This window comes from Candidatus Neomarinimicrobiota bacterium, assembly GCA_036476315.1.
GTDB lineage: Bacteria > Fidelibacterota > Marinisomatia > Marinisomatales > S15-B10 > JAZGBI01.
Genome location: JAZGBI010000090.1, coordinates 1 through 15,435, shown reverse-complemented (window position 1 = coordinate 15,435; position 15,435 = coordinate 1). Strand labels below are relative to the sequence as shown.

The 15,435-nt window shown below is 51.1% G+C and carries 7 protein-coding genes and 1 riboswitch; of the genes, 4 read left to right on the top strand and 3 right to left on the bottom strand.

Annotated features, from left to right (window positions below; all coding sequences use genetic code 11):
* Positions 1–8: 8 nt before the first annotated feature.
* Positions 9–227, bottom strand: a riboswitch (cobalamin riboswitch).
* Between the two features lie 45 nt (positions 228–272).
* From V3U24_09055 to V3U24_09045, 3 genes are all read right to left on the bottom strand, one after another.
* Positions 273–743: an HPP family protein gene (locus V3U24_09055; GenBank protein ID MEE9167587.1), complete on the bottom strand. Its 471-nt coding sequence runs from the start codon at positions 741–743 to the stop codon at positions 273–275.
* Between the two features lie 32 nt (positions 744–775).
* Positions 776–1,957 (bottom strand): galactokinase, encoded by a 1,182-nt coding sequence (gene galK, locus V3U24_09050; GenBank protein MEE9167586.1) that lies wholly within the window; start codon positions 1,955–1,957, stop codon positions 776–778.
* Positions 1,958–2,029: 72 nt separating this feature from the next.
* Positions 2,030–3,805 carry a Na/Pi cotransporter family protein gene (locus tag V3U24_09045; protein ID MEE9167585.1) on the bottom strand — a complete coding sequence of 592 codons (1,776 nt, stop codon included), beginning with the start codon at positions 3,803–3,805 and terminating at the stop codon, positions 2,030–2,032.
* A gap of 374 nt (positions 3,806–4,179) precedes the next feature.
* Here V3U24_09045 and V3U24_09040 point away from each other — a divergent pair, with 374 nt between their 5' ends.
* The 4 genes from V3U24_09040 (at position 4,180) to V3U24_09025 (ending at position 15,246) form a co-directional block, all read left to right on the top strand.
* The gene (locus V3U24_09040; protein MEE9167584.1) at positions 4,180–6,300 is read left to right on the top strand and encodes an AAA family ATPase; all 2,121 of its coding nucleotides are present in this window, start codon (positions 4,180–4,182) and stop codon (positions 6,298–6,300) included.
* 290 nt (positions 6,301–6,590) lie between these two features.
* Entirely contained in the window at positions 6,591–10,253 is a 3,663-nt protein-coding gene (locus V3U24_09035; GenBank protein MEE9167583.1) for a hydantoinase B/oxoprolinase family protein, read from the top strand.
* Between the two features lie 823 nt (positions 10,254–11,076).
* Positions 11,077–11,922: an LOG family protein gene (locus tag V3U24_09030; protein ID MEE9167582.1), complete on the top strand. Its 846-nt coding sequence runs from the start codon at positions 11,077–11,079 to the stop codon at positions 11,920–11,922.
* A 195-nt stretch (positions 11,923–12,117) separates the two neighbouring features.
* Positions 12,118–15,246, top strand: a complete 3,129-nt coding sequence (locus tag V3U24_09025; GenBank protein MEE9167581.1) for an amidohydrolase family protein — start codon at positions 12,118–12,120, stop codon at positions 15,244–15,246.
* The last annotated feature ends 189 nt before the right edge of the window (positions 15,247–15,435 follow it).

Here is a 15,435-nt window from a genome sequence, read left to right as displayed (position 1 = left end):
GAAAGTCTTGGCGAGAATTGCGGTTTCGCAGGTTTCCTGACTTACGCCTCACGGGAGGTCTTTCACCTTCTCATCCCGTCTGCCAGGAGGCAGGTTAAATCTTCCGGGGCAATGGCTCCGTATTGAACGGAGGAAGCTCCCAGGCGATCACAGTAGCGGGGCTGTACCCGATTTTCACGGATTTCCCTCTCGAAACCGACCTGTCAATGAACAGTTAATATTATGCACGCACCACAAGCAAACCAAGGCTTTTGCCCGGACCTGCTACAGCGCTATACCAAATCCTTTATGTGGGGCCTGGCGAAACGATGTATGAGCGAAAGAATAATGACGCTCGCCATAACTGCCACTGCCATTCGAATAGAAAAGCCAGTAAGTGCAACTCCCAAAGCCGTACCCGCTGCAGGGGGATGTTCGGTGTCAGTCAAAACCATGGCAAATAGCGCTATCCCCACAGCCAGAGAGTATACAAGCGCTGAGAAGAACAGTGGACCAAAGGTCAGCATGGAAAAGACAGCCCCTGAAACAAGACCCAGGAAATGACCACCGATGACTCTCCGGGGGGTAGCAGCAATGTCATTTGGCATTGAAAAGACGATGAAGGCCGTCGCCCCGATAGAAGCAATAACCACGGCGTGCTGCATCTGAAGTACCAGGATTATGATGAATATCGAAACTGCCGCGTAAAGACTCTGGTAAACATAGGGTCTCCAGTTGTTGGAAAACTTCTCGTCAAGATTCATAATAAGTGTCCCTTATTATTTTGCTCTGATTATTAATGTCTCTCGTCTGCCTGTGAGTTCCACCACACCCTGGCACCGCTCACGAGATTGAACACGTAGGATTTCGGCTCTTGAGAAAACCGGACATAAAACTGCTCCTTCAAATTCTCCATGAATTGCCCAATTGCGGAATTCCGAACCAAGTTCAAGGTGCATCCTCCGAAACCGCCTCCCATCATTCTTCCCCCGGCGCAGTCTGAATGATCCAACGCTTTTTCAACAAGGAAATCGAGTTCGTCGCAGGAGACTTCATAGTCCTCCCTGAGACTCCGGTGGGATTCCGCGAGTAGAGCACCAACTCCGCCGAAATCTTTTTCAAGAATGAGCTGCCTTACTTTCAATACCCTTGAGTTTTCGTTCAAGAAGTGGCGAATCCGCTTTTGAGTCTTCCCCGTCAGATAGCTCAAATGATCTCCGGTAATATCGCGAAATCCGGACAACGGAAAACCGGATTCCTGAAGTTCCGACAAGCCCCGTTCACATTCTCTGACCCGTTCCATGTATTCTGTCTGAGCAATTTCCCTTTTGACTCCCGTGTCCAGCACAATCCACCTGTATTCCCCCATGTCCGCTTCAAAATGTTCGAACGTCAGTGTGTCAAAATCTATGACCACAAGCTCGTCGTCTCGGGAAAATTGCGATGCAAACTGATCGAGCAGACCGCTTTGAACATCGATGAATTCGTGCTCAACTCTCTGGCACAGCCGAATGAGGGTCAAATCGTCGAAATCGAGGCTGAAAACGGAACGAATACCATTCATCAAAGCCACTTCCAACGCGCCTGAGGACGATAAACCTGATCCGACAGGGATGTTTCCCGAAATCACTCCCTGAAATCCTGTCGGAAGCTCAGAAAGATCATGGGCAACGGATGCGGCCCCAAAAACGTAGGCTTGCCAGTTTTCTGATGGAATGAACTCCCCTCCCAGTTCAAACGTCATCTCAGAGTGGAAATCCCTGCTCACAATCCGGCAGATACGATCCCGTCTGGGAGCGATTGAAACGAGTATCCACCGGTCTATCGCCGCCGGCATGGCCAGTCCCATTGTGTAGTCTGTGTGTTCTCCGATAATATTGATTCGCCCCGGCGCTGTCGATGTGCAAGCGGGATTGCCGCCGAAATGCTCTGCAAAAACCCGTTCATTTTCACGTATGAGCTTCTCAAGACTCCTCATCGCGTGCTTTCCAATGATGTTCGACCCTCGTCAAATTGTCACGCGAGTTTTTCGCCAACAAGTCGTGTAGAATCATTTGTCCATCGATGGGATCGTCATTTCGAGTATCGTCTTCCCAATACTGGCCGTGTAGACATTGATCTGCTTCAACAGATCCAGCAGCTCCATGTGGATTTCATGAGTGGCTACCGATTCCTCCTTCTCTTGTTGAACTCTCTCCAGGTGTTTGAGACGGTATTCTGACTCCAATTCGACATACTTCTCTTCCTTGGTGAGCACCTTGGCCGCTTTCTCCGGGTCCAATGTTGCGAATGCCTCTTTCAACCGACTGATCTGCTTGCAGACCTTTGTGTGATAGGCAAGTATCTCTGTCGTCCCCTCCCGTGAGAATGCTGCTCCAAGCGATTGCTTCTTGGCGATGAGTGGGAGGATATTCTTGTCGATGACGTCCCCTATACTTTCCATGTCCTTGACGATGGACATCATGGCGAACACTTTCTTGGCCTGAACACCGTCCAGCTCTTCCCTGCTGATCCGAATCAGGTAGTGGGATACCCTTTCATCGAGAACATCAATCTCCTTCTCATTCATCTTTATCCCTTCCACGAGGGAGAGATGAGGATGATCCACATCCTGTGAAGGTTCCTCCTCGAGAAATGGATGGATGATTGCCTGCAGCATGTTTCCGAGGATTCCGGCCATACGGGAAATTTCCGATCTGGCCACATCGATTGCGAGAGCCGGAGTGGAAATGCTGCTCTCGTCCAGTTTCCTTTCCACCGTCCCTGTCTCGATTCTCTCCTCTTCCGGTAGAATCCTACGGGCGTACCGCGCAAAAATGGCGGTGAAGGGAAGAAAAGCCATAGCCAGGCTGACGTTAAAGACGGTGTGGGCATTCGCAATCTGTCTCGGGGTGGCAAAAGAAAGTGCCGCCACGTCCATACTCTGAGCCGTGGGAGAAATAGTCCGCACAAGATCAGCGAAGAGAGGGATCCAGAAAACGAACAACGCCACACCCCCTATCTTGAAAAGGACATGAGCCAGAGCCACCCTTTTGGCCTCTCGAGTAGCGCCTACGCTTGCCAATCCTGCGGTTACACAGGTACCGATGTTGGCACCGAACAGAAGAGGAATGGCTGCCTCAAGAGTCAAGAAGTTCTGTTGCCCCAGCACGATGAGAATGCCGGTAAATGCGCTGCTGCTCTGGATCAAGGCCGTGAAAACCGTTCCCACAGACATTCCCAGAATGGGATTTTCCAGTCCCTTCAGGACATCGATAAATGGTTGATAGGTTCTCAACGGGTCCATCGCTTCCGACATCAATTTCATTCCGAAAAAGAGAATGCCGAATCCGAGGAGGGCTTCCCCCAGGTATTGATATAATTCTCTTCTGGAAAAGAAGGTTAGACCGAAGCCAACCGCAATGATCAGCAGGGAATAGTCGGTCAGCCTGAATGCAATGAGCTGAGCCGTTATGGTTGTTCCGATATCGGCTCCAAGAATCACTCCCAGAGACTGGACAAAGGACATGAGTCCTGCCTGAACGAAACTCACGAGCATAACGGTTGTGGCACTGCTGCTCTGGATGACCATGGTAACGAATGCACCGACAAAAAGGCCCACGAACCGGTTGTTTGTGAGAAGGAAAAGAATGCCGCTCATTCGGCTGCCCGCCGCCTTTTTCATGCCGACACTCATTTTCCGTATGCCGTAAAGGAACAGGGCCAGGCCGCCCAGTAACGTCATGACCAATACACCCCAGGAAACCGTCTCCGAATCTTTATCGGCCCCAAGGAGGGATCCGGTGAAAACGAAAATGAAAATGAGATAGTTTCTTAAACGAGTCATGCCTCGGCTTATGCTTAACATGGTAAGAACGGTTTCCCTTGACTTCTTGACTGGGCTTCTTTCTGATAGGATGTCATTCGTACAGAACCGTACGGTTCTCCTTCGTTCCCAACCGTCCGTCAACTCCGAGAGTATGCACCTGGGAATTCAGAGTCCTACGAGATCAAATCAAACAAAGTGGTGACCCGGCTCTTACTGCCCTCAAATAGCGATATGTCCGCAGATTCGCTGCGATACGGAATTTACCGCACAAAAGCGGTTTGAGGGGAATTGTTCTTCCTGGCAAGATTGTCACGTCCTAATGCCAGAACGTCAACTGTTCTCGACCTTTTTGACACAGAACTCCTCATGGCACAAGAAATGCACTGGGTAGAATGAAGAATGCAAGAGGTGTTAACATGAACGAACAGGCGAAGCAATTCAATCCCGAAGAGGGCGTCAATGCCATCGAAAAATACAGCGTCGATCTCACCCAACTCTCTCATGAAGGGAAGATTGATCCCGTTATCGGTCGCGAGGATGAGATTCGGAGAATTGTCCAGATACTGTCAAGGCGGAAGAAGAACAATCCCGTCCTGATTGGAGAACCCGGAACCGGAAAAACCACCGTAGTGGAGGGACTGGCCAAACGAATTGTAGAGGGGGATGTCCCTGAGAATCTCAAAGGAAAGCGAATCGTCGCTCTCGATCTGAGCGCCATGGTGGCTGGGGCCATGTTCAGGGGACAGTTTGAAGAACGGTTCAAGAACTTTATGAAGCAGATTATTGAAACAGATGGCGAAATCATTGTATTCATCGACGAACTTCATACGATTGTAGGGGCCGGAGCAATGGAAGGGCAGATGGACGTGTCCAACATGATCAAACCGGAGCTTGCCAGGGGCCGTTTGAAAGTCGTCGGCGCTACTACCCTGAAGGAATATCAGAAATACGTGGAGAAGGACGCAGCCCTGGAACGTCGATTCCAGCAGGTCTACATTGCGGAACCCAGTGTTCAAGACACCATTACCATTCTGCGGGGGATCAAGGACAGGTATGAACTCCATCACGGTCTCCGTATCAAGAATGCTGCACTTATTTCCGCCGCCCTTTTGTCACAGCGCTACATTTCCGACCGCTTTCTACCGGACAAGGCGGTCGACCTGGTGGATGAGGCGGCTGCAAAAATCCGCATGGAGATGAATTCAGCTCCCGCTGCCGTCGATGATGCGAATCGAAAACTTCTGCAGTTGGAAGTGGAACGGGAGGCTCTCAAGAAGGAAAAGGACAGCCGCTCGAAGGAACGTTTGCAGGAGGTTAAGAAAGAGATAGATGCCCTGAATTCAGAGTTGAAGGAACTCAATGACCGATGGGAGGGCGAAAGACAGAAGGTGGCTCATGCCCAACAGATCAAGGAAAAAATGGACATGCTCAACATTCAAGCCGAGCAGGCTCAGCGCGACGGGGAGTATCAAACGGCGGCGAAAGTCAAGTACAACGACCTCCCTCTATTGGAAAAGGAACTTGAAGATGTCGACAGAGAACTGGCAAACAACAGATTCTTGAGACTTGAAGTTGACACGGAGGACATCGCGGGGATTGTCTCCCAATGGACGGGGATCCCGGTGACAAAAATGCTCTCCAGTGAAAAAGAAATAGTGCTTCACCTGGAAGGGAGCCTGAGAGGGCGGGTGCTGGGACAGGAGGAAGCACTGGGCAGGGTTGCAGACGTGATCCGTATGTCAAAAACGGGTGTCATTGATCAGGACCGGCCCATAGGATCTTTTCTTTTCACGGGAAGTACCGGCGTGGGAAAAACAGAACTTGCGAAAACACTGGCAGAGGTACTTTTTGACGATGAACAAGCTCTTGTCCGGATCGATATGAGCGAATTCATGGAGCAGCATTCCGTTGCGAAGCTCATAGGCAGTCCTCCCGGTTATGTGGGTCACGATGAAGGAGGACAGCTGACGGAGAAAATTCGTCGGAGACCCTATTCTGTCATACTCTTCGATGAGATTGAAAAAGCACATCCCAATGTTCTAAATATTCTTCTCCAGGTCCTCGATGACGGCCGGCTGACAGACGCCAAAGGAAGAACAGTCAATTTCAAAAACGCCATCATTATCATGACCTCCAATCTGCCTCACGAAAGAATTGTCTCCTCAATGCGGCCCGAATTCATTAATCGGATTGACGAAATCATCACTTTTCACGATCTGGATGTGAAGACGATCAGGAGAATTGTTGATCTAAGACTCAATGAGGTTGTGGAGACGCTGGCTGAGCAAAACATCCGAATGACCGTCTCAGATGATGTGAAAAACTACCTGGCAAAAAACGGCTACGATCCCCAATACGGCGCCCGCCCTATTAAGAGAATAATCAAGGGGAAAATCCTTGCCGAATTGGCAAAATACACTCTCCAGTTTCCCCATGAGAAAGAAATCCGTGTTGATCTGAGGGACAATGTGATTGTTCTCAACACCGCGTACGAAGATAGGGCCTATGCCTGAAGTGAGCGTCGACCGAGCTACCTCCCATGTGTTGATAAGTTGACGGGAATCCGTTAACTTTCCTTCTGGAGCTCTGCTCATCTCCCACGGAAAGCTCGAACCATGGTAGCTCCCTTTATCCTGTTCGGATTTGAACACGTGGCCCAGGTATCTGTTGATCTTTGTACTCTTCATGCACGTCGTATTCCATCTCGCATATTATCCTTTTCTTCGACATCCATAAAGAAGATAGTGGCATAACTCCGCTGCCACTCACTGTCAAGAACCGTCTTGACCCGTAACCATCTTCCATGAAGGTCCCGGGCATTAGAGGAAAGTGGCTTTTTTCCGTTGACAGGGGTGGTACGTTTACCGATGTTATCGGCGTCGATCCTGACAGGAACGTTCATACCGCCAAACTTCTCTCCCAATCACCAAATTATCCTGATGCTGCCATAGAAGGGATAAGGCGGACTCTAGGAGTGAGCGAAGGCGATCCGTTGCCTGAAAACCTCATTACCGGAATTCGCATGGGAACAACCGTGGCAACGAACGCCTTGCTGGAACGAGAGGGAACCTTGGTGGCTCTTCTCATCACGAAAGGATTCCGTGACCTTCTTGAGATCGGCTACCAGAGCCGTCCTGAGATTTTCAAGCTTGCCATAAAAAAACCAGCACAACTCTATCGCTGTGTCAAAGAAGTAGACGAACGGATTGACCATTCCGGGAAGATCAGGAAAAAGATTGATTTAGAGATTGTCGAGGAGGATCTGCTTCGGATTCAGAGAATGGGAATATCGTCCGTAGCCATAGTCCTCATGCATGCCTGGAAGAATAACAGTCACGAAAGGAAGGTTGCAGACCTGGCCCGCAAACTGGGATTTAAACAGGTCTCGGCGTCACATGAAATCATGCCACTGATCAAAATTGTGGGGAGGGGACAGACGAGTGTGGTGGATGCTTATCTGAGTCCCGTTCTCTGGGACTACATTGAATCCGTGAGAAAACATACCGGAAAGATCCCGTTGGAATTCATGCAGAGTTCAGGTGGCATGACCGATGCAGACTCTTTTATGGGGAAGGATGCCATCATTTCAGGGCCGGCGGGAGGCGTCATCGGATCTGCCATAGTGGCAAAATTGAACGGCATAAAGGAGTGCATCGGATTCGACATGGGAGGCACCTCTACAGACGTATCCAGGTGGGACGGTACGTTCGAGAAGACATTTGAGGTTCAGACCGGGGGAATCCGGTTTCAAGCACCCAGCCTCAAAGTGAATACGGTGGCCGCCGGAGGAGGATCCATTTTGTGGTTCGACGGTCAGAGGTTCAGAGTGGGACCGGAATCTGCCGGAGCCGATCCCGGTCCCGCCTGCTACGGGCGTGGCGGTCCCCTGACCGTGACGGACGCCAACCTGCTGCTTGGAAGAATCCTGCCCGATTATTTTCCCGCTACGTTTGGAACCGGGCAGGATAAGCCCCTTGATGGAACTGCCACGCAGAAGAAGTTCGGCGAGCTCACCGCATCCATCAGCGAAAGACTCAACACCAAACTCACCCCCATCGAAGTGGCCCTCGGGTTTGTCAAAGTTGCCAACGAAACGATGGCAAAAGCCGTCAGAGAGATCTCTATTTCCAGAGGATACGACGTTCGCCGGCACGGCCTCATCTGTTTAGGTGGCGCCGCTCCTCAACACATGTGCGCCATAGCCCGAATACTCGGCGTTCAGGAAATCGTCATTCATCCCCTCGTGGGACTACTTTCTGCTTACGGAATTGCCCGGGCGAATCATCTTCGATATGCCATACAATCCATCGTGAAGACATTGGACCGTGCCCTTATGCAGTCCATTGAAGATCAATTCGAACATTTGGAAAAACCTTTGATCGAAGAACTTGTCGGCCGAGGCACAACCGAAAACATGGTAGAGACCCGCCGCTTTCTGGATATTCGACCCCTGGGAACGGACACGTATCTCTCCATTCCCTTTGCCGGTTCTCTCCGGGACACCTCCCAGGCCACTATTGAGCGCAAATTCTTGAAAGCCTATCGCGAGCATTTCGGATTCAAGCCGTCCGGTGCACCCCTGGAACTTGTGAACATCTGGGTGGAAGCGGCGGGGAAAGGAGACATATTCAAAGATAAAAGACAAAAGATAAAAGATAGAAGTGACCAAGCAATGCCGGTTGAATTCGTGGATGTCCATTTTGAGAAAAAGGCCACGGCTACGCCTGTTTACAGGCGGGAAGAATGTTCGTCCGGACAACAGATAGAGGGACCTGCCATTATCGCCGAGGATTACTCTACTGTCGTTGTGGAGCCAGGATTCTTCGCGGCAATCAACGACTACGGTCACATCGTGGTAAAACCGAGGCAGATCCAGGTGGAAACCGTAAGTGCGAAGCGCGATCCTGTGATGCTGGAAGTGTTCAATCATCTTTTTATGAGCGTGGCCGAGCAGATGGGATACACTCTCAAGAATGCGGCTCATTCCACAAACATTAAGGAGCGGCTCGATTTCTCCTGTGCGATTTTTGACCGGGAGGGAAATCTGGTTGCTAACGCACCGCACATTCCCGTTCATCTTGGAGCCATGGGAGAATCGGTGACGTCCATAATCGGGACAAACATGGGAAAGATGAAGCCCGGCGACGTCTACGTGATGAACAATCCCCATCGCGGGGGCACCCATCTTCCTGATATTACGGTCGTCGCCCCCGTGTTTCTTTCCTCGCGTCCAACCTTTTTTACGGCAGCCCGTGGGCACCACGCCGACATCGGAGGCATCACCCCCGGATCGATGCCTCCTTTCGCGACGAAAATCAAAGAAGAAGGTGTGGTCATCGACAATTTTCTCCTTGTGCACGGAGGAAGATTCAGAGAAAAAGAGATCAGAGAGCTTCTCCTCTCCGGCTCCCACCCCGCCCGGAATATCGAGGAACGTATTTCTGACCTGAAAGCCCAGATCGCAGCCGTGAATGCGGGAATCAGGGAACTGAAGAGGCTCGTGGAAAAATACAGTTTGGATACAGTCCATGCGTACATGAACCATGTGCGGGAGAACGCCGCAGAGGCTATGCGGGAAGCCCTGGGAAAATTCCTGACCGACACGCACCGGTTCGAATCGCGTTTCGAAGATTTCCTGGACGAGGGGGCAAGAATCGCTGTCAAACTCATCATCGAGCGGGGAGACGATCCGCCTCACAGCCACAGGGCCTTGATCGATTTTTCGGGCACAGAGGACCAGCTGGCAAGCAACCTGAACGCCCCCGTTTCGGTCACCACGGCGGCCGTCCTTTACGTTCTCCGCGCGCTCATCGATGAAGATATCCCTTTGAACTCCGGATGCCTGTTGCCCATGGAAATCCACGTACGCAAAGGGTCGCTGCTCGACCCCTCTCCTGAAGCAGCGGTCGTGGGAGGGAATGTTGAAACGTCGCAGAGGATTGTGGACGTTCTTCTCGGGGCTTTGGGCGTGGTGGCGGCATCCCAGGGAACCATGAACAACTTCCTTTTTGGGCGCCCGGATGGATCAGGGAAACAGTACTATGAGACGATTGCCGGCGGATCGGGCGCTGGTGACGGCTTCCCGGGGGCCTCCGCAGTTCAAATCCATATGACCAATACGAGAATTACCGATCCGGAGGTTTTAGAACAACGGTATCCCGAGATTCGGCTTGAACGTTTCTCTCTTCGCCGCGGTTCGGGAGGAAAAGGGGCATACCGAGGAGGAGACGGGACCATCCGGGAATTTCGATTTTTGGAACCCAGAACTGTCTCCATTCTCTCGGAAAGGAGAAAATATCCACCCTACGGCATGAAGGGCGGAAAACCTGGTGTCAAAGGAAAGAATATCCTTCTGAAGGCAGACGGTTCAAGGAGACTGTTGGGCGGGAAAGCAGAGTTCGTGGTTGGGAAAAATGACCGGATTATCATCAAGACCCCCGGTGGGGGTGGATTTGGCAGACGTTAACATATTCATCATCGCGAAGACACCTGCATGATTCCGAAAAACGCACGCAAGATATGCCATGCCAAGAGTGTTAGAATGTTCATGATTCGTGGTGTTCTTCGCGCTTAACCATTCAGGTTAGGTTGGAAGCGTGGATAATCTTGTGGCGATTGTCAACCACGGTCTCATCGCGGGATTATCTAGACAGTGGTTTCTTTCGCACTTTTCTCAGGCAGAAAAGTGCCAAAAGGCCTCTGGCCGGAAAATAATCTGGGCGGGGCTGCCTGCGCCCGTGGGAATCAATTAAACTCTCCCGCATTCTGCAGGTTCAAACAGCAATTGATTCTACTCCACGGACTTGGCCTCCCCTTATTGCCCAAATTATTTTAGGGCCACCGATGGTGCCGATGAATTCGGCACCAAAAAGGAAAAAATCGGCCTTAAAAGCGTCCCGCCGGAATTCCCGTCAGGAGGCGGAGACGTGACGGTGACAGGACCAGTCGCAAACCCACAGACAAGGAAACGGCCTTATCGCACCTGGGCGGGATCAGGGGGAAGGCCTGCCCGCTCCCGACTGAAGGGAGGGCAGGCGGGCGGGCAAGTTCGCGAAGACACTCTAATGACTTTAGGCTGAGTGTTGGACTGTTTCCCAAAGGAAATCCTTCGGAGCATCTGTTCGTGTGTTGACGTGTCAACCTTTTATCACCTATGCCTTATACCTTTTGTCACACTTGGCGCTCTTCTCCCTCCGTAGGAGACCCCACGGGTCACAGGGACTCCCTTGGAGGTGACGAACCATTCAGGTTAGGTTACTTTCCCTTGTCTTTCCGAATTGCCGTTGGTAATGTCCTCTCCCCTTATCGATGCCACAGGCTGGAACCAATACGTCGCTGCGACCATGAGTGACAACAAGAGACAGCGAGAAAAATTCTACGAAGACCTCGATTTTCTCAACAGCCCGGAAGCCCGTCCCGCACGTCTGCTGGCGGAGTACTTTGGTCCCATGCGCCTTTTCAGGAAAATGAGAATAAAGGATACGATCGTGTTCTTCGGTTCCGCCAGGATACCCTCTCCGGAAAAGGCGGATTCCATGAAGAAAGAAAACCCCGCAGAGGATGGCGGCCTCCTTTCCCTGGTCCCGTACTACCAGGCGGCACGGGATCTGGCGTTCCGCCTCACGAAATGGTCGAAAGGGTTGAAGAATTCAAAACATCGCTTCATTGTGACCTCCGGCGGCGGAGGAGGCATTATGGAAGCCGCCTGCCGGGGAGCAAATGAGGCCAATGGATATGCCATTGGACTTAACATATCTCTCCCAAGGGAACCACGGGGAAACCCCTATACCACAAGAGAGCTCGACCTCGAATTCCACTATTTTTTCATGAGAAAATACTGGTTTCTTTATCTGGCAAAAGCGATGATCATATTCCCCGGCGGCTTCGGTACGCTGGATGAACTGATGGAACTGTTAACGCTGATTCAGACGGGAAAGATCAGAAAGAAGCTACCGGTGGTCATTTACGGAAAGAAGTACTGGGACAAAATCATAGATCTCGATCAGCTCGTGAATTCGGGTACCGTTTCACCCGATGATCTGGATCTTTTCCACTTCTCTGAGTCCGTAGATGATGCTTTCGGATTTCTCACACATAAACTCACCAAGACCCATCTTGATGGCAAGAACTTCTAGAGATTGACTATTGACCATTGACTATTGACAATTTGAATCATGGTTTTGGCTTGAATTCATAATAGATGAAAAGCTGTTGCGTAGAGATAGGGTACTTTCTTTGTTGAATGAAGCGGAAGAATTAACAGCCATATTTTTTGCATCGAGAAAGACTGCTAGAGGCATCAATTGAGAGTCACAAATCGAATGTCGTTTATGGAAAATAGTCAATCGAAAACAGTCAATAGACAATTGTCAATTCTTACCGGCTTCTGCATTATCGTGGGCAACTTGGGACTTGCTCAGGTTGCGCCCACAGAGGGTCTTCACGACAGGACCCCGAGAGTTTACTTTCTAAAGGGGGCAACGATCATTTCCGAACCGGGGCAGATGATTCCGAGAGGTGAGATTGTCATTCGTGATGGACTCATTGAGTCCACGGGAAACGTGGCAAACGTGCCCGAGGACGCTTTTGAAATTGATCTTACCGGAAAGACCGTCTACCCCGGCTTCATCGAAAGCTACCTGGTAAGAAAGAGCGAAGTTGAGCGAAGCGAAATCCCGGCGAATGCAGGGAAACCAAGAAAGGAAAAAGAAGAGGAGACGGTCACTGAATCGTGGAATCCAAAGGTGAAACCGGAATACTCTGTCCTCGAAGGGTATGAGCCTGATGAGAAAGAACTGAAGGAACTGAGGGAACTGGGATTTACCGCAGCTCAAATTGTACCCGGCTCAGGCATTTTCCGGGGAAGATCTGCCGTGGTCCACTTGGGTGATTGGTCACCCAAAGCCGTGATTGATGAAAAGGGACCTGTGCTGAATCTTGGCTTTGAATTTGGAGGATGGGGTGAAAGGGACTACCCGAACTCACTTCTCGGATGCGTCGCGCTCATGCGCCAGACATTCATCGACGCTCTTTGGTACTCAGATGCATGGAAAACGTACCATCGATTTCCCAACGATAATGAAATACCGGAAACGGACCGTGCTCTTGATGCGCTCGCATCGCACCTGGAGAATGACGGGATATTCTGTTTCAAGGTGGATGACGAGCTGGGGGCGTTGAGAGCAGGAAAGATTGCCAAAGAATTCCAGCTTTCCCTCTGGCTCAAGGGAAACGGCTATGAATACCGTCGACCAGGCGAGATTGCGGATCTTGGAACGTTTGTGGTTCTTCCCCTCAACTTTCCCGGTAAGCCCAATGTGGAAACATGGGAGTCGGCACTGCAGTACTCAAATGCCCAGCTTCGTCACTGGGATCAGGCACCGGACAACCCACAGCGGATGACAGACGCCGGCATCCGCTTCGCCCTGACGTCGTCTGACCTTGAAAAACGGTCAGTATTCAGGAAAAACGTGCTGCGGTCGGTAGAAAGGGGATTTCCGAAAGACGATGCACTCGCGGCCCTCACTACAATTCCCGCCAGACAACTTGGCCTGGAAGATGTTCTTGGAACCATCGCGAAAGGAAAGATCGCAAATCTTGTGGTGACAGACGGTGACTATTTTGACGGTGCGACCGATCTGGTAGAAGTCTGGATTCAGGGGAAACGATATCCTTTGGTCAGGATGCCTGAGGAAGATATCCGGGGAAAATGGATCTTCCGGTGGGAGTTTGAGAAAACCGTGCGAATAGACACCATCGATGTTCATGGCAAAAAGTTAAAACCCACCGGAAAGCTCCTGGCCGATACAGTGGAGATACCTTTGAAACTGATGACCGTAGAAACCGGCAATGCGGTGTCGTTTCAAATCGATGGAGACAGCTTTCATCTGCCGGGCATTGTCCGTTTTTCCGGCAACGTGAAAGGAGTATATGCAGAAGGGCAAGGTCGAACGCCGGCGGGAAAGGTTATCCAGTGGTTTGCGCAGCGGGTTTCTCCTCACGAAGAATCCGAGGAAGAAAAGAAGCCGCCTGAACCGGAACAGCCCAGCGATTTAAGTCCCCGATTTCCCGAAGGTGCGTTTGGCTTCGATGCTCTCCCGGAACAACCGCCACTCGTTCTGGTAAAGAACGCCACCATTTGGACATGTGGCCCTCAAGGCGTCATGACGGAAAGTGATCTTCTGCTGAAGAAGGGCAAGATTTGGAAAATCGGGAAAAACCTGAAGATATCCGAGACCATCCCTGCAGCAGTCATCATTAATGCCAGGGGAAAGCACCTCACCCCCGGACTCATCGATGCTCACAGTCACAGTGCGGCATCTTCCATAAACGAAGGCACCCAGGCGGTAACCGCTGAAGTCCGGATTGAGGACGTTATTGACAGCGATGACATCAATATTTATCGCGAACTGGCGGGCGGCCTCACCGTGGCGAACATTCTGCACGGCTCGGCCAACCCCATCGGAGGACAGAATGGCGTAATAAAGCTGCGATGGGGTTCGCCTCCGGAAGACCTCCTGTTCAAAGAGGCACCTGGAGGGATCAAGTTTGCTCTGGGTGAAAACGTAAAACAGAGCAATTGGGGAGATAAATTCACAACTCGCTACCCCCAGACACGGATGGGCGTGGAGCAGATCATACGGGATGCGTTCACCGCCACCCGTGATTATCAGCGAAGATGGGAAGAACACGGAGGAAGAAAAGCCCAGGCTCTTAAGAAAATCCCTCCGAGGCGGGACCTGGAACTTGAAGCTCTCGTGGAAATACTGGAAGGCAACCGACTGATCCATTGCCACTCTTACCGCCAGGACGAAATCCTGATGCTTATCAGGGTTGCAGAAGATTTCGGTTTTCGGATCGCCACGTTCCAGCATGTTCTGGAGGGGTACAAAATTGCGGAGGCAATTTCAAAGATGGGAGCCGGCGCATCCACGTTCACCGACTGGTGGGCGTACAAATACGAAGTTGTTGATGCCATACCATACAACGGTTCCCTTATGCATGATGTTGGAGTGGTAACGTCTTATAATTCCGACAGCAGTGAACTTGCACGCCGGCTGAACACGGAAGCGGCAAAGGCCGTCAAATACGGGGGACTATCCGAAGAAGAGGCTCTGAAGTTTGTCACCCTCAATCCCGCGATTCAACTCGGAATTGATGAGCGGGTTGGTTCCCTCGAGGAGGGAAAGGACGGCGATTTTGTGGTCTGGAGCGGCAACCCCTTGTCCACTTACACTGTCTGCGAACAGACGTGGATTGACGGAATGAAGTACTTCGACCTGGTACGCGATCAGCAGGAACGCAGGGAGGTGAACGCCGAACGGAGCCGGCTGATTCAGAAAATCCTCTCCTATGAAGAGGAATCTGGGGGAGAAGAGATGAACACCGAATCATCGCACAGTCCTCCCATCCACCCCTTCGGCTGTCTGGAAGGTGTTGTGGCATACCCACAAGAATGAGATCAAGGATTATCAAATGAAAAAGTGGCTCTGCACAAGTTTCCTGTATGTTTTCTCCTCCCTTTTTGCATCGGATCAAATTCCTGCTCCAGCTCAAAAACATCCCGTTCTGTTAACGAACGTCGCCATCTATCCCGTCTCCTCAAAGGCCATTCCCCACGGTGAGATTCTTTTTGACGAAGGCGTCAT

Bases quoted from the DNA above. Each gene is read 5' to 3' on its own strand.
- V3U24_09055 (MEE9167587.1), bottom strand. From the start codon at position 743: ATGAATCTTGACGAGAAGTTTTCCAACAACTGGAGACCCTATGTTTAC.
- galK (MEE9167586.1), bottom strand. From the start codon at position 1,957: ATGAGGAGTCTTGAGAAGCTCATACGTGAAAATGAACGGGTTTTTGCA.
- V3U24_09045 (MEE9167585.1), bottom strand. From the start codon at position 3,805: ATGACTCGTTTAAGAAACTATCTCATTTTCATTTTCGTTTTCACCGGA.
- V3U24_09040 (MEE9167584.1), top strand. From the start codon at position 4,180: ATGAAGAATGCAAGAGGTGTTAACATGAACGAACAGGCGAAGCAATTC.
- V3U24_09035 (MEE9167583.1), top strand. From the start codon at position 6,591: ATGAAGGTCCCGGGCATTAGAGGAAAGTGGCTTTTTTCCGTTGACAGG.
- V3U24_09030 (MEE9167582.1), top strand. From the start codon at position 11,077: ATGTCCTCTCCCCTTATCGATGCCACAGGCTGGAACCAATACGTCGCT.
- V3U24_09025 (MEE9167581.1), top strand. From the start codon at position 12,118: ATGGAAAATAGTCAATCGAAAACAGTCAATAGACAATTGTCAATTCTT.